The organism is Chryseobacterium sp. AC405b (genome assembly GCF_979258685.1).
In genome coordinates, this window is the sequence record NZ_OZ409877.1 from 2,437,406 (window position 1) to 2,458,872 (window position 21,467).

Genomic DNA, 21,467 nt, shown 5'->3' on the forward strand with positions numbered 1-21,467 from the left:
ACTGAAGCGATCTCAATAACATAGAAATAATAAATAACTACGTATGAAAAAAATACAGATGGTTGACTTGCAAAGTCAGTATTACAAAATAAAAAATGATGTAGATAATGCGGTTCTTAATGTGTTGGATTCTGCAGCTTTCATCAATGGTCCTGAAGTAAAATCTTTCCAGAATGAAATGGAAACCTATCTTGATGTAAAGCACGTGATTCCTTGTGCAAACGGAACAGATGCTTTGCAAATCGCTTTGATGGGTCTAGATCTGCAGGAAGGTGATGAGGTGATCACAGCTGATTTCACTTTTGCAGCAACCGTAGAAGTTATTCATTTGCTTAAATTGAAATCTGTTTTGGTAGATGTGGATTATGATACATTTACGATTTCTACAGATCAGATCAGAAAAGCAATTACTCCAAAAACAAAAGCGATTATCCCTGTTCATATTTTCGGACAATGTGCGAATATGGAAGAGATTTTAAAGATTGCTGAAGAACATAATCTATTTGTTATCGAAGACAATGCCCAGGCAATTGGTTCTCAGTTTACATTTTCAGATGGCAAAGTCAGTTATGCCGGAACCATGTCTACGGTTGGGACGACGTCTTTTTTTCCGTCTAAAAATTTAGGTTGTTACGGTGATGGTGGAGCGATTTTTACCAACAACGATGCTTTAGCTCACCGTTTAAGAGGAATCGTCAACCACGGAATGTACGAAAGATATTATCACGATGAAGTGGGGGTAAATTCAAGACTAGACAGTATTCAGGCAGCTATTTTAAGAAAAAAACTTCCAAATTTGGATTCTTATAATGACGCAAGAAGAAAAGCAGCAGATTATTATGACGAAGCTTTTGCCGGAAACGCAAATATTTTAACTCCGAAAAGAGCAGAATATTCAACCCATGTTTTTCATCAGTATACTTTAAGAATCCTGAACGGAAAACGTAATGAATTGCAAAAATTCTTAACTGAAAAAGAAGTTCCTGCAATGATCTATTATCCCGTAGCTTTAAGAAAACAAAAAGCATATTATCAGGAAAGTAACGATGCAGATTTTGTAAACACAGACAAACTTTTGGATCAGGTAATTTCACTTCCGATGCATACAGAATTAGATGAAGAGCAGTTGAAGTACATTACAGATGCGGTGTTAGAGTTTATGGGATAAAGATGAAAAGGAAAGTTTTCAGATATAAATGGGTGTATTGGTTTGCAATAGTTGTAAATCTCATGGTCATGATTTTATATTTAAATTATTCTTATTCGATATTTCTAAATTCGACATTCGAAACCAAAGATCTATTTTCAATCAGCTTAATATTTTTAACAGCATTATATTCAGTTTTCATAATGATTTTTTTAATAATGAAGCATAGAATATCGGTATTATTATATTCAATCTTTTTGATTTTAATTTTTATAATGTTTTTAAAAACGATAATTGAAGCTCTCGGTAACAATGAAAATTTCACTAAAGGAGTCGATCCGATGGATTATATAATTTCTTCCGTCATGTATTTATTATTCTTTGGGTCAGTTTTTTTTATAGTTCAAAAATATAAGTTTAAAAATATTTCTAATGGTTTAGAAATCGACCAAATAGGAAAACAATAGTAAAATATACATTACCAATCACACATTACTTATAAAAAACATGGCAATACTTGTAACAGGCGGACTAGGATACATCGGTTCTCACACTGTGGTTGAACTGATCAACAACAACTATGAAGTAGTTATTGTAGATGACTTATCCAATTCGGAAAAATTTATTTTAAATAATATCGAGGAAATTACAGGGAAAAGACCTCTGTTTTATCCTTTTGATTTAAAAAGAAAAGAACTTTTGCATCAGGTTTTTGATGCGCACAATATTGAAGGCTGTATCAATTTTGCTGCATTTAAAGCAGTTGGTGAAAGCCAGGAAAAACCGGTTGATTATTATGAAAATAATTTGTTTTCATTAATCAATATTCTGCAGGAATTTAAAGCAAGAAAAATCTCGAACTTTATTTTCAGTTCGTCCTGTACTGTTTACGGACAAGCAGACACAATGCCAATTGATGAAAATACTCCGTTGAAAATGCCTGAAAGCGTTTACGGTAAGACTAAACAGATGGGTGAAGAAATTCTAAAAGATTTTGCTCAGGCTTATAAAAGTAAAATATGTCTTTTAAGATATTTTAATCCCATAGGAGCTCATCCGTCATCATTGTTAGGCGAATTACCCATCGGAGTTCCGAATAATCTTGTGCCTTATGTGATGCAGACAGCAGCCGGAATTCGTGAAAAACTGAGTATTTGGGGAAATGATTACCCTACAGAAGACGGTACTGCAGTTCGTGATTATATCTATGTTGTAGATTTGGCAAAAGCTCACGTTGCAGCCCTGAAAAGTTTAATCAATAAAAATTCAGGCGAAACTGTTATTGATGTTTACAATTTGGGAACCGGAAAAGGATTATCAGTTTTGGAAGTGGTTAACGCTTTTGAATCTGCTAATAATGTTGCTGTACCTTATCAGATTTGTGATCGGAGAGAAGGCGATATTACCATTGCTTATGCTAATGCAGATAAAGCAGAGAAAGAATTGAACTGGAAATCTGAAACTTCTTTAGAGGAAGCATTAAAAACGGTATGGGATTGGCAGAAGTATTTAGAATCCAGAACAAGTTAATTTTAAACAAATCAACTATATTATATATGAAGACAGATAAAATAGGCATTACATTTTCCTCATTTGATTTATTACATGCAGGTCACATCAAAATGTTGGAAGAAGCCAAAACCGTTTGTGACTATCTGATTGTAGGACTGCAAATTGACCCTTCTCATGACCGACCGAATAAAAATAAGCCGACTCAAACCATTGTTGAGCGCTATATTCAGCTAAAAGCGGTGAACGCAGTTGACGAAATAATTCCTTACTATACAGAAGAAGATCTTGAAGATATTTTAAAATCCTTCGTGATTGACGTCAGAATCATCGGTGATGATTATATGGACAGAGATTTCACAGGAAAGAAATACTGCGAGGAAAAAGGGATCGAAATTTTTTATAACAAAAGAGATCACCGCTTTTCATCCAGCGATTTAAGGAAAAGAATTTATGAAGCCGAAATGGCAAAACTGAAATAAAAAAAATCCCGAAAAGTTATTTTCGGGATTTTTTATGTTTCTAAAGTTTATACTCTACATCGGACCCTGTTGATCGTCTCCTGTAGCATTAGCATTTACATCTTTCTTTCTCTTCGGCTGCTCTATTTTTTCACCTTGTTTAAATCTGTAGGTCAAAGAAACCGCAAACTGTCTCGGTTGCCATTGCATATAAGATTCTCTGCTAAATTCAGCAGTATTGGTGGTGCTTCTCATAGCACGCGTATTGAAGATATCCTGAATGTTGAAACTCACTGTTCCGTTGCCATCCCAAATTGTTTTTGAAGCTCCAAAATTCAAAGCATACATATCGTCTCTGGTTTGGTTTTCTGTTTTCTGAGCACCTCTGTAGAAGCCCTGCAGCTGGAAACTGAATGTTTTGTCAATCTTAAATGTCGACGTCAGTCTTGCTCTGGTAGAAAAACCTGTTCCTTCAAAAGATAAAGGGGTACTCACAACAGAAGGATCAGAGAAAATACCTGTTGTTTTATATCCAAATAGATCGACGTTTCCTAAGAATTTCAACCATTTTGTTGCATCCCAGTTAAAGTTTAAGTCTAAACCATAACGGTCATCTGATCCCAGATTGATAGGTTTGGTTTTAAAAATTCCATTATCAGAATATACCAGCATTTTTACATCATCAGTAGAATGTCTGTAATAAAGGGTAGGGTTGATCGTAAATTTACCTTTGGAAATACTGTAACCAAATTCGTAAGAATCTACATAAGATGGATTTAAATCAATGTTTCCTTCAAAGATATTCTGATTATCTGTATAACTCGGGTTTGGAATCAAAAAGAAAGATCTCGGTCTGTCGATTCTTCTGGAGTAATTCACTAAAAACTGATTGTCTTTTGCGATCTCGTAGCTTAAGAATACCGATGGGAATAAATTATTGTAAGTCTTTTTGCTATTAATATCTTGTGTGTAATAATCTAGGTTTGAATATTTAATATCAATTTGAGAATTCTCATTTCTCAATCCTAATTGATATCCTAATTTACCGATTTTACTTCTGAACTGAACATATCCTGCATTGAAAATTTCTCTGTAATAGGCATTATACGTGTAAACATTCAAAAAATGAAAATCAGAATTTGTAGAATATCTTTCTAAAACATCATTGTCGTAAATATTTTGATTGATATCTAATCTGTAACCCGCTTCTATTTTAGAATTTTCACCAATCGGAAGCTCATAGTCAGCTTTACCTACTAATGTTTTGTTTTTTGTATTCTGATTGATTGAATTCTGCAATTCAAAAACATTATTTTCAGTTTGGTCTACAAAAGTATCATTGTATGATCTGTTGCTTTGCAAGCTTGCAGATAACGATAGGTTTTGCCCTTTATCATCAAATTTATGATCAATACCAAAATCACCCTGGAAAGCAAGATTATCGTTAGATCCTGTATTTACCCTCTTCATGAAAGAATTCGGATCTTTTAAGAAACGGTAATCATAAGTAATTGTGCCTATGTTTTCACTTTCAAAAGTTCTTACAGTAGCTGATGCATTAACTGATGTTTTATCAGAAATATCATATACGATACCTGTAGAAGCATTATAATTATTGTTGTTGTTATCTGTTATAGACTCCTGATCGGTCGAACTTCTGTCATTGTCTAAAACGGCATTAAAGAATCTTGCGTTATTTCTGTTTGTATTCTTGGATTCACGGTATCCTCCACCGCCATTCAGGAACCAAGTTAAGTTTCCTTTTCTCCAGCTTAAATTGGTGTTTAAGTTAGTTTGAGGCAGATATCCCAAAGTTCCGATAATACTTCCGTTAAAACCTGTTTTTTTAGATTTCTTCAAAATAATATTTAAAATACCCGCTGTCCCGCTTGCTTCAAATTTTGAAGAAGGGTTGGTAATCACTTCAATTCTTTCAATCTGATCTGCAGGAATACTCTGTAAAGCATTTGCCCCATCGTCAATTCCCAGAAGAGCAGAAGGTTTTCCATTAATTAAAAAACGAACGTTTGAGCTTCCTCTCATAGAAACCGTACCGTCTGTATCTACAGAAACTGAAGGTACATTTGAAAGCACGTCCTGAAGATTTCCCCCTTTACTTACAATATCTTGTGACGGATCGTAGGTTCTTTTATCCAGCTCTACTTTATAAGGTTTTGTTGCAACAGTTATCGTCACTCCCTGGATTTCCTGAGTTTTGCCATTAGTTGCAGATCCTTCAGGTTCTATTGATAATGCACCAATATTTCCTGCTGCCGAAATCTGTTTGTTGGTAACAGTTTTTTTGTAATCGATTGCTTCGACTGAAATATCATAATTTCCGGGAGTCAATTCTAGGGTGTACTGTCCTTTTTCATCAGTCAGTGTAGCATCACTGAAGAGTTTATTCTGTTTATGGCCGAAAGTAACCGAAGCGTAAGGTACAGGTTGATTACTCTTGTCTACAATGGTTCCGGTTACGCCCACTTTTTCCTGCCCGAAAGCAAAAACTGCTGCAGATAATACAAAGGTAAGTCCTAGAGTTTTCTTTGTAAAAATGCTGATAATTTCCGTCTGATTCATAAGATATTCTTTAGATGAAATCATGAAAAATACATTTATAATTATGAAATTATTAAATGTATAATTTCTGTATTTTCATGATAGTTTATTATTATTTAATAAATAAGTCGCCTTTATCTACGTTTTGTTAATTATTAAATTGTTAAATTTTAGTTAAATATTTATATTATTTGATATTTTTTGAGTTCAGCCAATCCTGATACGCTTTAGCGTTGATTACATGCTCTTCTGCACTTGCTGTAAATTTGTGGTAACCCATTCTTGCTGGGTCTGCACACATAAAAATATATGAGTTTTTTTCTGCATCCAAAACTGCATCCACAGAAATTTTATCAACCACACAGATAGGCCCCGGCGGAATTCCTGCATTAGCGTATGTGTTGTACGGCGACGGAGTTTTCAGATGCTTGTAAAAAACTCTCTTGATGGGTTCTTTAAAGTTGGTTTGCTTGTTAATTGCATATATTACCGTAGGATCAGACTGGAGCTTCATTCCTTTTCTGAAACGGTTTAAATATAATCCTGCAATAGTTTTCATTTCATCGGGCTTTCCTCCGGATTCTTTATAAACAATTGCAGCTAAAGAATAAACCTGCTCTCTTGATAAGCCTGATTTCTGTTCTTTTGCTTTTCTGTCGGCGGTCCAGAATTCATTGTATTGATCTTCAAATTTTTTGAAAAATTCTTTTGGGGTTACCGTCCAGAAAAAATTATAGGTATCGATGAAAAAATATTTTTTAAGATCTTCAGCATTATTGTAGCCTTTTTCTGAAGCAATTTTATTTAAATCATTTACAAATCTTAAAGAATCAAGTTCAGTTTTTTTAGAAACTTTACCAACCATCTGGTAAACATCTCCGAAGTCCCCGATTCTGAAAGAATTTTCTGTCTGATTTCCTGCTTTGATCATATTGACAAGAGCAGTGTTGCTTGCCCCTTTCTCAAAACGGTAACGCCCCGGTTTAAAATACTGATCCATATTTTTATCTTTTGCCACTTCAACAAAAGATTCTTTATTATTAATATATGGAGTAATAGAATCTAAAATCTGGTTAAAATTTGCTCCGTGAGGAATCAAAACAAATCCGTTTTTCTGAATGTTGTTTGCGTAATATTTTTTATAAAATTTAAAACCAAAAAATCCTGCCAAAGCAAGAACAAAGAGGATGATAATGAGAATGACTTTTTTCATTATAGATAAGTAGGTTAAAAGTTTAAGTTTTTTTTAAAGCAGATCAATCTTACCTCTGAAAACTTGTTTTGCGGGACCTTCCAGCCAAATATTACGGAAAGAATTTCCATTTTTATCAGCATACACTTTAAGATCTCCACCCAAGGTTTTAACTTTTATAGAAGTTAGATTGTTTTTTTGAAGAAAAGTTAAAGCAGAAGCGGTAACTCCTGTTCCGCAACTGAAAGTTTCGTCCTCAACACCTCGTTCATAGGTTCTTACAAAAATCTCATCATTAGAAATATTTTCAACAAAATTGACGTTAATACCTTTTTCCTGATAGTTTTCAGAATTTCTAATGCTGTTTCCTTCTGCAAAGACATTAAAATTGGCAATATCTTCTACATATTTTACATAATGTGGTGAACCCGTATTCAAAACCGAATCATTTCCGTCATTACTGATGTTTTCAACATCTATCATTTTCAGCTTCACAATTCCGTTATGAATTTCAGCTTCATGTTCACCGTCAGTGGCAATGAACGTGCATTTATTTTCAAAAATATCAAGAAAGAAAGCAAATGCTACCAAACATCTTCCGCCGTTTCCGCACATGGTGCTTTCTCCGCCGTCAGAATTATAGTAGACCATTTTGAAGTCATATTGTTCATCGTTTTCCAATAAAATAAGTCCGTCAGCTCCGATCCCGAAACGTCTGTCGCATAATTTTTCAATGATTTTTTTGTTTTTAGGAAACTGCAGATCTCTGTTATCGATCATTACAAAGTCGTTTCCTGTTCCCTGATATTTATAAAATTCCATATTTTATTTGTCTAAAAACTGACATGCAAAATTACTGTATTTAAAACGGAAAAACGAACAGCTGGTGCTGTTCGTTTTGTTATTTAGAATAATTATTATCTGAATCCTCCACCTGATCTTGTAGAGTTATTCTGGTCGTTTCTCTGAGGTGTTGCAGGCGGAGTATTTTGGGTACTCGGAGTTGTATTTCTGAAACCACCGTTACTGTTTGATCTTGGTGTACTTTGTTGTTGTGGTCTTTGTCCGCTATTAGAAGTACCTTGATTTCTGAATCCGTTGTTTGATCTGGGATTAGTATTGCTATTGGTTCTGGGATTTGTGTAATTACCGTTATTAGTCGGTGTATCTCTGAAACCGCTTGCAGGTCTTTGAGACGAGCTTCTTTTTTCTATATAAACTTTTGTTCTGTTATTTCCATAATAGTAAGGTACACCATTGTCATAGTTGTATCTCATGTCGTTTCTGTAATAATATCCATCATTACCATAATATCCACCAGTGTTATAATAACCTTGTGGGGCATAATAGTTTCCATTATCGTAATACGGATCTCCGTAGTCTTGAGCATAGCCATTGTTGTATGACATGCAAGAAGAGAGACCAAATGTAGTCACTAAAGCAATTGTTATTTTTATTAAATTTTTCATATTCCAGGTTTTTATTGTTTTGAATTCGACAGTCTTTATTTTTTGTAAAAAAGATTTATGAACTTACTGTATTTTTTTCATTAAAGCTTTTTTTCCAGTTGAGGTAACCTATCACTGCCATAACTGTAAATACCAAATATTGAACCGAAGTGATCCCGAGTTCTTTATAAATTAACATAGGTATGCAAATTATATCTCCGATAATCCAGAAAATCCAGCTGTCAATACGTTGTTTAGCCATTAACCACATTCCGACCAAAAATATGGAAGTAGTAATTACATCCAGCCAATTTGCCCAGTCAAGATGATATAAACCTAAATGAACATCGTCGAAAGAGAATTTATTATCGATGTAAGGTTTATAATAATATAAAACAGTAACAGCAATGATACTCAGAATAAAAAGGAAGCCCGCAAAAATCCATTCTTTTTTTGAAGCCCAGGAAACTTCCACATGAATTTGATCTTCAGAATTCTTCGACCACAACACCCATCCGTAAACACTCATTGAGGTGTAATAAACATTAATCATGCAATCTCCCAGAAGTCCGAAATTAAAAAGAATGTAAACATAAATGATCGTAGAAATAATCCCGGTAGGATAAACCCAGATATTTTTTTTCACTGAAAAATAAACACTTAAAATTCCGAAAAAAGTTCCTGCTGCTTCAAGAAAGATCTGAAGACTTGTATAGGTTTCATAGGGTTTAAGAAAGAGATTGTACAAATTCATATCACCAAAAATAAACAAAAAATTAATGCTCATTAAATGTTTAATACAAGTGAAAATCAGTTTTTTATATTTTTTTATTCAAATTAAATCATGAAATTTTATTAATAAATGTTAATATCATTAAAATTTTTATATTTTCGTAAATCTTTAATTAAATTAAAAACTATGTCTAAAATTTGGGCTAAAAAGCCAATGAGTGCTTATGAAGCCGATATACAGAAGAGCGAGCTCAAACGTGTTTTGGGAAAATGGAGCCTTACTGCCATCGGAATCGGAGCTATTATCGGAGGAGGAATTTTTGTTTTGACAGGTACCGGTGCGTATTATAACGCAGGACCTGCTTTGGCACTATCTTTTGTAATTGCTGGGATTGCCTGTGTATTTGCAGCGTTATGCTATGCAGAGTTTGCCTCAATATTACCTGTAGAAGGTTCTGCTTATGCGTATGCTTATGGTACGGTAGGAGAGATTTTCGCATGGATCATCGGTTGGGGTTTGATTTTAGAGTACGCAATGGGATCCATGACGGTCGCCGTTTCCTGGTCGGGATATTTTGCAAAACTACTCAAGATGTTTGGTCTGCACTTACCGTATTGGATGACTACAGATCCGGGAACTGCTCATAAAGCCTTCGGAGAAGCTACAAAACAGCTCGCAGAAGGAAAACTTCCTGCAGATAAATTATTGGGTTTTCAAGAAACGATCACTAACTTCAATGCTGCTCCGGAATTATTTGATTTCAAACTTTTCCTTAATCTTCCTGCATTAGTAATCGTTTTATTTGTTATCTGGATTTTGCTAAGAGGAACAAAAGGTGCTGCTAAAGCAAATAACTTTATTGTAATCTTAAAGGTTTCTGCCATTATTTTTGTAATTATTGCCGGACTATTCTTTATCGATACAGCAAACTGGACTCCTTTTATCCCTGATGCTACAACGATTACAGAAAACGGAGTCTCCCACAAGGCTTATGGCTATGGTGGTATTGTTGCCGGTGCATCTGCTATTTTCTTTGCTTATGTAGGTTTTGATGCAGTATCTACGCAAGCAGGTGAGGCGATCAACCCTAAAAAAGATGTGCCTTTTGCCATTATCACTTCTTTGGTTATCTGTACAATTTTATATATTCTGGTATCGCTTGTTCTTACAGGTATGATGCATTATACTGATTTTAATCCTTTAGGAAAATATCCTGATGCTATTAAAGCTCCTGTTGCTTACGCATTTGATATCGCAGGTCAGGCTTGGGCAGGTTATATCATTACGATTGCTGCTACGGTAGGTTTAATTTCTGTTTTGATGGTAATGATCATGGGACAGTCCAGAATTTTTCTGGGAATGTCTAAAGATGGTCTTATTCCTGCTACATTTTCAAAAGTAAATGTTGCAACGGGTGTTCCTAGAAAAAATCTGATGATCCTGGGTACAGTGATTGCAATCGTTGCATCGCTTACTCCAATCAATGAGTTGGCTCACATGACAAGTTTTGGAACTTTATTCGCTTTCACCATGGTTTGTGTGGCGGTTTGGGTTTTAAGAGTGAAAGAACCTAACTTGGTAAGAAGCTTCAGAGTTCCTGCATTGCCATTAATTGCTTGTTTAGGAATCACAATCAACATCTATCTTATTTTTAATTTAAGCAAAGAAGCACAAATGTACTCTTTCGGATGGTTAGTTATTGGGTTTATCATCTACTTCCTTTACAGCAAGAGAAATTCTAAACTGCAAAATGGCGGTTACGGAGAAACTTTCAAGGCTGAACAACAACCTTTGGAAGACGTTGACATTAATATCGACAATAAAGAATAAATTTAAATTCCGCTTCATGCGGAATTTTTTTTGATTAAATTTGATACTATGAAAAAAACATTTCCATTGTTACTTCTATTCTTAGGAACTTTTCTCTTTGCCCAAAATGTAAGTTTTGAAACATTGCTGAAAGATAAAATAAGCATCAGAGCGATTGAAATCTGGGATGGCAAAGTCTGGTATAGCGGAACAGATTCTAAATTCGGATATGTAGATTTTAAAAATCCTCAAAATCAGAAGCAAATAAAGCTCTCTGAAAAGAATTTGCAGTTCAGAACTTTAGCGCAGGATAAAAATTCATTTTTCGCAATCAATATTGAAAGTCCGGCGCAGTTTTTCAAAATTGATAAAAAGAGCCTGAAATATAACGTAGTTTATAAGGATACAGCAAAAACTGCTTTTTATGATGCCCTATATTTTAATAAAAATAAATTGTATGCTTTTTCAGATCCTTCCACAGATTTGAAACTAAAACTAGTGCAATTCAGTTTGAACAAAGGAAAATTCGAAACTAAAAACTTTTCACATTTAAAATTGAATGTGGGTGAGGCAGCTTTTGCAGCAAGTAATACCAATATTTCAGGAGGACAAAGTTATCTTTGGATCGGAACCGGAGGAAATTCTTCAAGGATTTTGAGACTAAATCTAAAAAATGACAAATTAGAAGCTTTTAATACTCCTTTCGTCCAGGGGATATCATCACAAGGAATTTATTCAATTGATTTCTCAGATAATAAATTCGGCATTGCAGTAGGCGGAGATTATACAAAACAGGATGCGAACATCAACAATATCGCAACAACTAATGATGGCGGAGAAACCTGGCAAATTCAGGCATCAGGAAAAAATGCAGGATATACGACCTGTGTTAAAATAAGAATGGGATCAAAAGGAAAAGAGATGATCGCAGTTGGAGATCAGCACATCAGTTATTCCTCAGATTTCGGGAAAACATGGCGAAAAATCTCTGATGAAAAAGGTCTTTATGTCTGTGAATGGATAGACAGAAATACAGTAGTTTTTGCAGGAAAAGACCGGATTATAAAAATGAATTTCAAACCGTCGTATTTAGATTCATTATAAAAATAATACCTAACATAATTCATAAGGAAAAAGTCAACTGTAATGGTTAATTTTGCAGTTCAAAATCCTTCAAGGATTTAATCTTATTTAAATTTTCTGAATGAACTCTTTAATTGATAAATACAATATTCCGGGACCTCGTTATACATCTTATCCTACCGTTCCATATTGGGACGAAAGCACTTTTTCGCCTGAAAAATGGAAGGAGACAGTCGTAAGATCTTTCAAAGAAACCAATTCGAAAGAAGGAATATCAATCTATATTCATTTGCCTTTTTGTGAGGCATTATGTACATTTTGCGCTTGTCACAAACGAATCACGAAACAGCACAGCGTAGAAATACCTTATCTGGAAAGTGTGTTGAAAGAATGGAATCTTTATCTTCAGCTTTTTAATGAAAAGCCAAAATTAAAAGAACTTCATCTGGGAGGCGGAACACCCACTTTTTTCTCTCCGCAGAATTTAAAAACTTTACTGGAAGGTATTTTCTCTACTGTTGAAATTGCCGATCATCCTGAATTTTCTTTTGAAGGACATCCCAATAATACGATCCGGGAACATTTACAGACTTTGTATGATCTGGGATTCAGGAGAGCAAGTTTTGGAGTTCAGGATTATGACCCCAAAGTGCAGAAAGCCATCAACAGAATTCAGCCCTTCGAAAAAGTAAAAGAAGTTACCGAAATTGCAAGGGAAATAGGATATACAGGTATCAGTCATGATTTGGTTTTCGGGCTTCCGCATCAAAGCTGGGAAGCAATGGAACATACCATCAGAAAAACGATGGAACTGAAACCGGATCGTCTGGCATTCTATTCTTACGCTCATGTACCGTGGATAAAAGGTGTTGGGCAAAGAGGTTTTGATGAAAATGATCTGCCGAGTGGTGAAGAAAAACGCCGCCTGTACGAAGACGGTAAAACACTTTTAGAAAAACTGGGCTATATCGAAGTCGGGATGGATCACTTTTCTCTGGAACATGATGACCTTTATCAATCTTTAATTCAGAAAAAACTTCACCGGAATTTTATGGGATATACCTCAAGCAATACACAATTGATGGTAGGTTTAGGCATGTCTGCGATTTCAGATTCATGGTATGCTTTTGCCCAGAATGTAAAAACCGTGGAAGAATATCAGATAACCGTGGAAGAGGGCGTTATTCCTGTGGTGAAAGGTCATATTCTGAATGAGGAAGATCTGATTGTAAGAAGACATATTCTGAATTTAATGTGTCAGCTTGAAACTACTTTTGATGTCAATAATTCCTTTCCTGAACTGGAAAATGCTTTCGAAATGCTGAAGGAAATGGAAAAAGATGATTTAGTTGAAATCAATGGCAATGAGATAAAGATCACCGAAAAAGGCAGGGCTTTTACCAGAAATGTAGCAATGGTTTTTGATCTCAGAATGATGAGGAATAAACCGGAGACCAGAATTTTTTCTATGACAATATAGATTATGAAACGCAGGCTTCTTCTCATTCTCATCTATTTGTATGCACTTATTTTCAGTGTTTTAAAAACAATTAGACTTCCGAATGAGTGGTCAGAAGCACACTGGATGCTCGATTACCGTTTCGGGTTTATCAAAAGAGGTCTTGCAGGTGAAATATTCGGATTCTTTTTTGATAAAAATGAATTCAGTATTCTGGTTTTATCGGCTGTTATATTGCTTTGTCTTTATTTTGTCATGTTCGTTATTGCTATAAAGAATACTGATTTTTTTAAAGCCCGGCTCACAATAGATTTCATGTTTTATGTGCTTTTTTTTCTATCACAGTATGTGGTTTTTTCTGCACATCTTATTGGTTATTTAGATCATCTTATTTTTTTGATGACTTTTTTGACCATTTATTGTATCAGAAAGAGATTTTTTTTTCTGTCATCAATTATCATCACGATTGCTTTATTCATCCATGAAATCGCTTTTTTCATCACGATTCCTATTTGTTTTTTTACTTTAGTGGTTGTAGAATTTGAAAACAAAAAAAGATTGACAGAAAAGATTGTGATTTTACTGTTATTGCCTTTAATTTCAACACTTTCTATTATTTTTTATCAGGAAAAAAATGATGCCGCATCTTTTCAGACAATTTTCACTTATTTAAAGAATATTAAATTTATCAGTACAGAAGTTGCCCAGTCTGTTTCGTATGCATATACCAATGAATTTACGTATTACCTTAAAGAAGAAAGTCCTCATTTTTTTCAAAGAATTTTTGTTTCCAAATGTTCTGTTTTATACGGAATTCCTATTCTCATTATGATGTTTTTAGCATATGAAAAATTTCGCAAGATTAAGTTATTCATCTTGGTTTTGTTGGGAATTTGTACTTTAATTCCGTTGCTTCTGCATTCAATTGCGTGGGATACCTATAGAATCTGGGCATTTCCTTTTATGATTCTGTTTCTTGGGTTTTGGGTTTTAAGTTCTGAATATCAGAATGAAATTTCTAAAGAAAGATTATTTAATGTTTACATGATACTTTTTATATTGTCTTTCATTTTAATCACTATTTTCCCAAATCCGCTGTTTGATCATGAAATTGAAAGATTTTCACTGATTGAACGAATAGGTATTCTCATTCCATTTATCATTTTGGTTTTGTTATATACAAAAAGCCCCAAGAAGAATTTGAGGCTCGATAACTGAATATTTACAGAAATTTATTTGATGATTAACTTTTGAGTATATTCTTTAAAATCTCCTGATTTAATATTAACATAATAAACTCCGGGAGTGATTCCGGTAACATCAAAACTGTTTTCACTATCTAATTGTATATTGTCTATCACTTTTTTACCTTCTGTGCTGATCAATTCTACTTTGGCATTTAGCATTTTTAATCCTTCTACAAAAACTTTTTCTTGTGCCGGGTTCGGATGAATTTTTATTTCATTATAATTACTTTCCTGCGTACCTAGCGTAGAAGAGGTAATTTTAAATATTTTTCCGTTATTGACGGCAGCAATGTATAATTCTTTTGAACTGTCTTCGCCGAAGGTCGAAAAACTGTTATCAACAAAAGCAGGAGACCATGTGATCATATTGCTTGCATCTAAAGTACCAATTTGCTTAGAGCAAAAATCGGCAAAGAAATATTTCCCCTGAAGGCTCGGGTAAGCTGTTCCTCTGTATACATAACCTCCTGTTATGGAACATTTTCCTCCAGAATGATCATATACCGCAGCTGGGAATGTCATTGATGATGCAGGTGCGCAACCGGCTGTATTGTACGTGCTGTTTCCCTCGTAGCAACGCCATCCGTAATTTAAACCTGCTGTCGCAATTGGCATTTTATTGATTTCTTCAATGGCTCCCTGACCTACATCGGCGATCATAGCATTTCCTGTAGTTTGATCAAAAGAAAATTTCCATGCGTTTCTCAGACCGTAAGACCAAATTTCATCTGCTCCGTCAACTCCTATAAAAGGATTTCCTGCCGGAATGTTGTAAGGTCGTTGTAGAGTTTATATCAATCCGTAGCATCTTCCCAAGCAGCGAGTTTTTATTCTGCCCGTTATTGTTGGGGTCTCCGCCGCTGCCACCGTCTCCGGTTACAACCCATAAATTTCCGTCTGGTGCAAAATGCATACTTCCTCCGTTATGATTATCAAAAGGTTTGGGAATATTAAGAATGATTTTTTCTGTAGTATCATTTGCGACATTCGGGTTTGTAGAATTTACCGTGTATCTTGCAACCACAATATTGCCTGCTGCATTATTGTAATACACAAAAAAATATCCATTTGTAGCATATTGAGGATGAAAAGCCAATCCCAAAAGACCTCTTTCACCTCCGAAATTTACTTTTGAACTTATATTCAAAAAATCAGCTGCGTTCACAGTTCCGTTAGGTTGAATGATTTTAATAATACCGTTCTGTTGTACCACAAATAAACGGCTGTCATTAGCATGTGTAATCTCTACAGGATTTGAAAGTCCTGTGGCAAATTCTGTAAGAGTAATATTTTGTGAGCATAAAGGTAATGCAGCGATTAGTGCTGCAGACAGTAATAGTTTTTTCATAATATTTTGATATTTAGTGTATTATGCTCAATGAAAATTTCATACCAAATGAGATTTGAAAATTCATTATAAATTATTTAAAAAAATATTAAATCTATAAAGTTGGAAGAAAACAGATATGTCTGAAAATAAACGATTTCTGCTCTTAAAAATTCATAAAATATCAATAAAATCATTATATTTGCCGACTTAATTTAACGTAGTTATAACAAAATGCAAGGAAAAGGACTTATTACAATTGTTGCTATTGTACTAGGGTTAATTTGCTTAAATGAGCTATTACCAACATGGTACGCCAGCAAGATTGAAAGGCAGGCATCTGCTATTGCAGGAGACAATCCGGAAAAGTATCAGAAAGAAATCGCAAGACTTTCTAAGGATACACTTAATCTAGGTTTTACGGAACTTTATTACACAAAAGCGAAAGACAAAGAAATGAAATTGGGTCTTGACCTTAAAGGTGGGATCAACGTTCTTTTGGAGATCAACCAGAGAGATTTGGTGAATGATTTAACCAATTATTCTACCAATCCTATCCTGATTGAAGCTTTAAATAAAACAGATGAAGCTCAGAAAAACTCTACAAGATCTTATATCGACAATTTTTTTGTTCAGTTCGATGCTGTAAACAAAGCTAAAGGAGCGAATCTTAAACTTGCAGATCCTGAGATTTTCGGGAATACCAATCTTTCAGAGATTAAATTTAACACGACAGATGAGCAGGTACAAAGCATCATTAAGAAAAGAATTGATCTTTCTGTAGGTACTGCATTTGAAGTAATCAGAACAAGAATTGATAAGCTTGGAGCTATTCAGCCAAACGTACAGAGAGTTCCCGGTACTGCAAGAATTTCTGTGGAAATGCCTGGTATGAAAGACATCGACAAGGTGAAAAAAATGCTTCAGACTTCTGCAAAACTTCAGTTTTGGGAAATACAGCAAATTCCTGAAGTTCTTCCATATTTTGAGAAACTTCAGACGATCATCAATACTAAAAATGATTCATTAAATAACAATAAGACTGTAAGATTGGTTGAAAATCTTCAACTGAATTCTTTGAGATCAAATGGTGTAGGTAATGTAAAGCTTAGCGATACTGCAGGAATTATTAAATTATTAAATTCTGATATTGCAATTGCTGCAAGACCTTCAAATTTAAGATATACCCAATTTATGTGGGGTTATAAGCCTGAATCTACAAGTCCTGATGCTTTGGTTTTATATGCAATTAAAAGTAACATCAGCCAAAAGGCTCCTGTAGATGGTGCTGTAGAAACTGCTAATATCAGTTACGATAATCTTGGGAAAGTTGTAGTAGATATGCAGATGGATTCTAAAGGTGCGAAAGACTGGAAGACTTTGACAGAGAAAAATGTTGGGAAACCGGTTGCTGTAACTTTAGATAACAGAGTATATACTGCACCTAATGTTGTAAATGCTATTCCAAATGGTAGAACTCAAATCTCTGGTAACTTCTCACAAGAGGAAGCTAAAGAATTGGTGGATGTTTTGGGAGCAGGTAAATTACCGGCGGGAGCAAAAGTGGTACAGGCTACACAGGTAGGTCACTTCACTAGGTCAGGAATCTATTGATGCAGGAGTTATCTCATTTGCAATTGCATTTTTAATTATCATTGTTTATATCATTTTCTATTACGGTGGTGCAGGTGTGTATGCTGTAATCGCAATGATTATCAACTTATTCTATATTTTCGGAATTATGGATTCCGGAGACTTTACATTAACGCTTCCGGGTATTGCGGGTATTGTACTGACGATGGCAATGGCGGTGGATACCAATGTTATTATCTACGAAAGAACAAAAGAAGAATTATTCGCAGGGAAAAGTATTCTTGAGGCATACAAAGATGGTTTCAAACATGCATTAAGTGCGATTATTGATGGTCACTTAACGACTTTATTGACTGCAGCGGTATTGTTCTTCTTCGGAACAGGTCCTATCAAAGGATTTGCTATTACTTTAGGTATCGGTATCTTAATGACTTTGTTTACATCTGTATTGCTTTCAAGAGTGATGATTTTCAACAGGCTAAACAAAGGAAAGTCTTTATCTGTTTGGACGCCTCCAACTAAAAATTTATTCAGAAATACCTGGATCGATTTCATCGGAAAAAGAAAATATGCATATATCATTTCAGGAATTTTAACGGTTATCTGTTTTGCTTCTATTGCTATTAATGGGTTCAAATACGGAATCGATTTTACAGGTGGTAGAAACTATGTGGTAAGATTTGATAAAGATGTAAAAGCAGAAGATATTGAGGAAAATTTAACGAAAGTCTTCTCAACCACAGATGGTAAAAACTCATCTGTAGAAGCAAAAACCTTTGGTAACGACAAGCAGTTAAAAATCTCTACAGATTATTTAATTGATGACGAATCTTTAAAAGCTGACCAAACTGTAGAGCAAAAGTTATATGAAGGTTTAAAATCAAATTTACCTTCTAATTTAACAATTCAGGATTTTAAATCAGCAGAAAAAGATCACGCAGGTATTGTATCATCTGAAAAAGTAGCTAACCTACCGTTGCAGACGATATCAAAACTCATGGTATTCTTGCTGTGGTAGCGGCTTTAGCAGGTATTTTTATCTATATTCTTGTAAGATTCAGAAAATGGCAGTTCTCTTTGGGAGCAGTGGCAGCGTTATTCCATGATGCGGTAATCATTTTGGGAGCATATTCTTTACTTCACAGAATTATGCCATTCAACATGGAGATCAATCAGGATTTTGTTGCGGCTATTTTAACGGTTTTAGGATATTCAATTAATGATACCGTAATTATCTTTGACAGAATCAGAGAATATTTGAGAGAGAAAAAAGCACTTACATTATCAGGATTATTTGATGATTCTATCTCAAGTACTTTAGGCAGAACATTCAATACTTCATTCACTACAATCCTTGTAATTTTAGCAATTTTCATCTTTGGTGGTGATAACTTGAGAGGGTTTATGTTTGCAATGTTGATCGGTATTGCCTTCGGTACGTATTCATCCATATTTGTTGCATCGGCAATCGCTTATGATTTTCTTAAATCAGGAAAAGAAGAAGATGTACATGGAAAATCATCTTCAAGCAAAGAAGTTCTTGTTTCAAAATAAATTTAAACTACACTAAATAATAAAGAGTCTTTCATCCGAAAGGCTCTTTTTTTTGCTTAAATTTTTGCCAAAGCTCCACTTAATTTACACAAAATGTTGACTATTAAATTTTAGACATTGATTTTTTTGAATCCCAAATTTTCCCAATATTTCCTTACTTTTGCACCATTATGGAAAAATCGAAAAAGAAAGCCGCCATGAGCTTTATTTTCATCACTCTGTTAATCGATATTACAGGGTGGGGAATTATCATTCCGGTGGTTCCGGCATTGATTAAAGAGCTTATTCATGCTGACATCAGTGAAGCTGCAAAGTATGGTGGCTGGTTAGGTTTTGCCTATGCCTTTACTCAATTTATTTTTTCACCCATTGTCGGAAATTTAAGTGATAAATTCGGACGTCGACCTATTATTTTAATTTCACTTTTCGGTTTTGCAGTCGACTATATTCTTTTGGCATTGTCACCAACAATTATCTGGCTTTTTGCAGGCAGAATCATTGCAGGAATTACCGGCGCAAGTGTAACAACAGCAAGTGCTTACATTGCAGATATTTCAACTGATGAAGACAGGGCTAAAAACTTCGGTTTAATTGGTGCTGCTTTCGGTCTTGGATTTATCATTGGTCCTGTGATTGGTGGAGTTTTAGGACATTATGGAGCAAGAGTTCCGTTTTATGCAGCGGCAGTTTTATGTTTATTAAATTTTCTTTACGGTTATTTTATTCTTCCGGAAAGTTTAGACAAAGATAAAAGAAGAGAATACAGCTGGAAACGTGCAAACCCTGTCGGTTCTTTCAAATTTTTAGGAAAGCATCCTGAAATTTCAGGTCTGATTGTCGCTTTAATTTTAATTTATATTGCAGGTCATGCCGTTCAAAGCAACTGGAGTTTCTTTACAATGTATGAATTTGACTGGACAGAAAGAATGGTCGGGATTTCTCTGGGTGTCGTAGGGCTTTTAGTTGGTTTAGTTCAGGGATTGTTAATTCGTTGGACGACTCCGAAATTGGGTGAGCAAAAAAGTATTTACTATGGTTTAGCTTTATATGCATTAGGAATGTTGTTGTTTGCCTTTGCCACGGAAGGATGGATGATGTTTGTGTTTTTAATACCATATTGTTTGGGCGGAATCTGTGGACCAGCTTTACAATCTGTGATTACCAAAAGCGTTCCGGCAAACGAACAAGGTGAACTTCAGGGAGCTTTAACGAGCTTAATGAGTGCAACTGCTATTATCGGACCTCCAATGATGACCAACTTATTTTATTTTTTCACGCATGAGGAAGCACCTTTTAAATTTTCAGGTGCGCCGTTCTTTTTAGCTTTTATTCTAATGACGATTAGTGTAATTGCAACTTATTATGCTTTTCAGAAGAAAAAATCTTAATTTTTTTTTAAAATTAAACTTCAAAACATCATTTATATATAATCTTTTGTAATTTAGCCTCATGGAATTAAGCATTGGAGAAATGGCATTGATCGCCATTGCGATTGTAGTTTTATTCGGACCGGATAAGCTTCCTCAGATTGCCCGTGATCTGGGATCCGGAGTAAGAAAAATGCGTGGCGCAGTAGAAGATATCAAAACCGAAATTTTGAAAGAAACAGATAATCCTGTTTCTGAGATCAAACGTGAGATAGAAAAAGTAAAAGATGCTGCCAAAGATTTTGATCCTGTGAAAAATATTCATAATGATATTGTTGGTGAACCGTTGGTTGATAATACGCTAAAATTAAAACCTTCAGATGACGAAACTTACGAAGGGCCTGTAAGCAGATCATAATGGAAGAAATCATTCTTGAAGATAAAAAGGCTTTTCTGTACCTCAACAATTTAGGAGATACCCCTTTTGACCAATTTTGGATGATGATCTCCGGAACATGGATCTGGGTGCCGCTTTACATCATTTTCTGCTATTTTCTCTATAAAAATTTCAAGCTTAAATCTTTTCTTTACATTCTCCTTTTCATCGCAATCGGTGTTACGATTTCTGATCAGGTATCAGGAATTTTCAAATATGGAGTTGCCAGACTAAGACCTTGTCATGACCCAAGTTTACAGTCACTGATGAGATCTGTAAAATGTGGAGGAAAATTTGGTTTTTATTCGGCTCATGCTTCAAATACTTTCTTCTTAGCAAGTTATCTCAGTTTTTTGTTAAAAGATAAACTTAAGTGGTTTCCTTATGTTATATTTGTATGGGCAGTGGTAGTATCATACAGCCGCATTTATTTAGGAGTTCATTTCCCGATAGATATTTTGGTGGGGGCGTTTGTTGGAATTTTATTGGGAGCGGTATTTTCTATGCTCGCAAAAAAAGTCATCAACAAACAAACTATATAAA

Annotated in this window: 17 protein-coding genes and 1 pseudogene; 11 read left to right on the forward strand and 7 right to left on the reverse strand. The window is 34.7% G+C overall.

Features of this window, described 5'->3' with window-relative positions:
• The first annotated feature begins 43 nt into the window (after positions 1-43).
• The 3 genes from ACZZZA_RS11645 to ACZZZA_RS11655 all read left to right on the forward strand — a co-directional run bounded on the left by ACZZZA_RS11645 (position 44) and on the right by ACZZZA_RS11655 (position 3,138).
• Positions 44-1,168, forward strand: a complete 1,125-nt coding sequence (locus ACZZZA_RS11645) for a DegT/DnrJ/EryC1/StrS family aminotransferase (RefSeq protein ID WP_463431926.1) — start codon at positions 44-46, stop codon at positions 1,166-1,168.
• 486 nt (positions 1,169-1,654) lie between these two features.
• Positions 1,655-2,677 carry a UDP-glucose 4-epimerase GalE gene (gene galE, locus ACZZZA_RS11650; RefSeq protein WP_463431927.1) on the forward strand — a complete coding sequence of 341 codons (1,023 nt, stop codon included), beginning with the start codon at positions 1,655-1,657 and terminating at the stop codon, positions 2,675-2,677.
• 26 nt (positions 2,678-2,703) lie between these two features.
• Positions 2,704-3,138, forward strand: a complete 435-nt coding sequence (locus tag ACZZZA_RS11655; protein WP_463431928.1) for an adenylyltransferase/cytidyltransferase family protein — start codon at positions 2,704-2,706, stop codon at positions 3,136-3,138.
• A gap of 54 nt (positions 3,139-3,192) precedes the next feature.
• Here ACZZZA_RS11655 and ACZZZA_RS11660 read toward each other — a convergent pair whose 3' ends face one another.
• The 5 genes from ACZZZA_RS11660 to pnuC form a co-directional block, all read right to left on the reverse strand.
• Positions 3,193-5,697 carry a TonB-dependent receptor domain-containing protein gene (locus tag ACZZZA_RS11660; RefSeq protein ID WP_463431929.1) on the reverse strand — a complete coding sequence of 835 codons (2,505 nt, stop codon included), beginning with the start codon at positions 5,695-5,697 and terminating at the stop codon, positions 3,193-3,195.
• A gap of 166 nt (positions 5,698-5,863) precedes the next feature.
• Positions 5,864-6,889 (reverse strand): endolytic transglycosylase MltG, encoded by a 1,026-nt coding sequence (gene mltG / locus ACZZZA_RS11665; RefSeq protein WP_463431930.1) that lies wholly within the window; start codon positions 6,887-6,889, stop codon positions 5,864-5,866.
• 33 nt (positions 6,890-6,922) lie between these two features.
• Positions 6,923-7,690 carry a diaminopimelate epimerase gene (gene dapF / locus ACZZZA_RS11670; RefSeq protein ID WP_463431931.1) on the reverse strand — a complete coding sequence of 256 codons (768 nt, stop codon included), beginning with the start codon at positions 7,688-7,690 and terminating at the stop codon, positions 6,923-6,925.
• 95 nt (positions 7,691-7,785) lie between these two features.
• On the reverse strand, positions 7,786-8,337 hold the full coding sequence (locus ACZZZA_RS11675) for a hypothetical protein (protein WP_463431932.1): 552 nt from the start codon (positions 8,335-8,337) through the stop codon (positions 7,786-7,788).
• A 55-nt stretch (positions 8,338-8,392) separates the two neighbouring features.
• On the reverse strand, positions 8,393-9,070 hold the full coding sequence (gene pnuC, locus ACZZZA_RS11680; protein WP_463433768.1) for a nicotinamide riboside transporter PnuC: 678 nt from the start codon (positions 9,068-9,070) through the stop codon (positions 8,393-8,395).
• 165 nt (positions 9,071-9,235) lie between these two features.
• On the opposite strand from pnuC, the gene ACZZZA_RS11685 reads away from it, so the two are divergent.
• The 4 genes from ACZZZA_RS11685 to ACZZZA_RS11700 all read left to right on the forward strand — a co-directional run bounded on the left by ACZZZA_RS11685 (position 9,236) and on the right by ACZZZA_RS11700 (position 14,618).
• On the forward strand, positions 9,236-10,879 hold the full coding sequence (locus ACZZZA_RS11685) for an APC family permease (protein WP_463431933.1): 1,644 nt from the start codon (positions 9,236-9,238) through the stop codon (positions 10,877-10,879).
• A gap of 48 nt (positions 10,880-10,927) precedes the next feature.
• Positions 10,928-11,962: a WD40/YVTN/BNR-like repeat-containing protein gene (locus ACZZZA_RS11690; RefSeq protein WP_463431934.1), complete on the forward strand. Its 1,035-nt coding sequence runs from the start codon at positions 10,928-10,930 to the stop codon at positions 11,960-11,962.
• Positions 11,963-12,062: 100 nt separating this feature from the next.
• Positions 12,063-13,421, forward strand: coding sequence for an oxygen-independent coproporphyrinogen III oxidase (hemN, locus tag ACZZZA_RS11695; RefSeq protein ID WP_463431935.1), 1,359 nt, complete (start codon positions 12,063-12,065; stop codon positions 13,419-13,421).
• Positions 13,422-13,424: 3 nt separating this feature from the next.
• Positions 13,425-14,618: a hypothetical protein gene (locus ACZZZA_RS11700; protein WP_463431936.1), complete on the forward strand. Its 1,194-nt coding sequence runs from the start codon at positions 13,425-13,427 to the stop codon at positions 14,616-14,618.
• A 14-nt stretch (positions 14,619-14,632) separates the two neighbouring features.
• Here ACZZZA_RS11700 and ACZZZA_RS11705 read toward each other — a convergent pair whose 3' ends face one another.
• Positions 14,633-15,415, reverse strand: coding sequence for a PQQ-dependent sugar dehydrogenase (locus ACZZZA_RS11705; RefSeq protein WP_463433770.1), 783 nt, complete (start codon positions 15,413-15,415; stop codon positions 14,633-14,635).
• A complete protein-coding gene (locus ACZZZA_RS11710; RefSeq protein ID WP_463431937.1) occupies positions 15,384-15,995 on the reverse strand; it encodes a PQQ-dependent sugar dehydrogenase in 612 nt (203 codons plus the stop codon). Before ACZZZA_RS11710 ends, ACZZZA_RS11705 begins: the two co-directional genes overlap by 32 nt.
• A gap of 213 nt (positions 15,996-16,208) precedes the next feature.
• Here ACZZZA_RS11710 and secD point away from each other — a divergent pair.
• From secD to ACZZZA_RS11730, 4 genes and pseudogenes are all read left to right on the forward strand, one after another.
• A pseudogene (gene secD, locus ACZZZA_RS11715) lies at positions 16,209-19,121 on the forward strand (protein translocase subunit SecD).
• A gap of 170 nt (positions 19,122-19,291) precedes the next feature.
• Positions 19,292-20,509, forward strand: coding sequence for a TCR/Tet family MFS transporter (locus tag ACZZZA_RS11720; RefSeq protein WP_463431938.1), 1,218 nt, complete (start codon positions 19,292-19,294; stop codon positions 20,507-20,509).
• 61 nt (positions 20,510-20,570) lie between these two features.
• Positions 20,571-20,906 carry a Sec-independent protein translocase subunit TatA/TatB gene (locus tag ACZZZA_RS11725; RefSeq protein ID WP_463431939.1) on the forward strand — a complete coding sequence of 112 codons (336 nt, stop codon included), beginning with the start codon at positions 20,571-20,573 and terminating at the stop codon, positions 20,904-20,906.
• On the forward strand, positions 20,906-21,466 hold the full coding sequence (locus tag ACZZZA_RS11730; protein ID WP_463431940.1) for a phosphatase PAP2 family protein: 561 nt from the start codon (positions 20,906-20,908) through the stop codon (positions 21,464-21,466). Before ACZZZA_RS11725 ends, ACZZZA_RS11730 begins: the two co-directional genes overlap by 1 nt.
• Position 21,467: the final 1 nt, after the last annotated feature.

Coding starts and splice junctions, on each gene's coding strand:
- ACZZZA_RS11645 (WP_463431926.1), top strand. CDS start 44: ATGAAAAAAATACAGATGGTTGACTTGCAAAGTCAGTATTACAAAATA.
- galE (WP_463431927.1), top strand. CDS start 1,655: ATGGCAATACTTGTAACAGGCGGACTAGGATACATCGGTTCTCACACT.
- ACZZZA_RS11655 (WP_463431928.1), top strand. CDS start 2,704: ATGAAGACAGATAAAATAGGCATTACATTTTCCTCATTTGATTTATTA.
- ACZZZA_RS11660 (WP_463431929.1), bottom strand. CDS start 5,697: ATGAATCAGACGGAAATTATCAGCATTTTTACAAAGAAAACTCTAGGA.
- mltG (WP_463431930.1), bottom strand. CDS start 6,889: ATGAAAAAAGTCATTCTCATTATCATCCTCTTTGTTCTTGCTTTGGCA.
- dapF (WP_463431931.1), bottom strand. CDS start 7,690: ATGGAATTTTATAAATATCAGGGAACAGGAAACGACTTTGTAATGATC.
- ACZZZA_RS11675 (WP_463431932.1), bottom strand. CDS start 8,337: ATGAAAAATTTAATAAAAATAACAATTGCTTTAGTGACTACATTTGGT.
- pnuC (WP_463433768.1), bottom strand. CDS start 9,070: ATGAATTTGTACAATCTCTTTCTTAAACCCTATGAAACCTATACAAGT.
- ACZZZA_RS11685 (WP_463431933.1), top strand. CDS start 9,236: ATGTCTAAAATTTGGGCTAAAAAGCCAATGAGTGCTTATGAAGCCGAT.
- ACZZZA_RS11690 (WP_463431934.1), top strand. CDS start 10,928: ATGAAAAAAACATTTCCATTGTTACTTCTATTCTTAGGAACTTTTCTC.
- hemN (WP_463431935.1), top strand. CDS start 12,063: ATGAACTCTTTAATTGATAAATACAATATTCCGGGACCTCGTTATACA.
- ACZZZA_RS11700 (WP_463431936.1), top strand. CDS start 13,425: ATGAAACGCAGGCTTCTTCTCATTCTCATCTATTTGTATGCACTTATT.
- ACZZZA_RS11710 (WP_463431937.1), bottom strand. CDS start 15,995: ATGAAAAAACTATTACTGTCTGCAGCACTAATCGCTGCATTACCTTTA.
- ACZZZA_RS11720 (WP_463431938.1), top strand. CDS start 19,292: ATGGAAAAATCGAAAAAGAAAGCCGCCATGAGCTTTATTTTCATCACT.
- ACZZZA_RS11725 (WP_463431939.1), top strand. CDS start 20,571: ATGGAATTAAGCATTGGAGAAATGGCATTGATCGCCATTGCGATTGTA.
- ACZZZA_RS11730 (WP_463431940.1), top strand. CDS start 20,906: ATGGAAGAAATCATTCTTGAAGATAAAAAGGCTTTTCTGTACCTCAAC.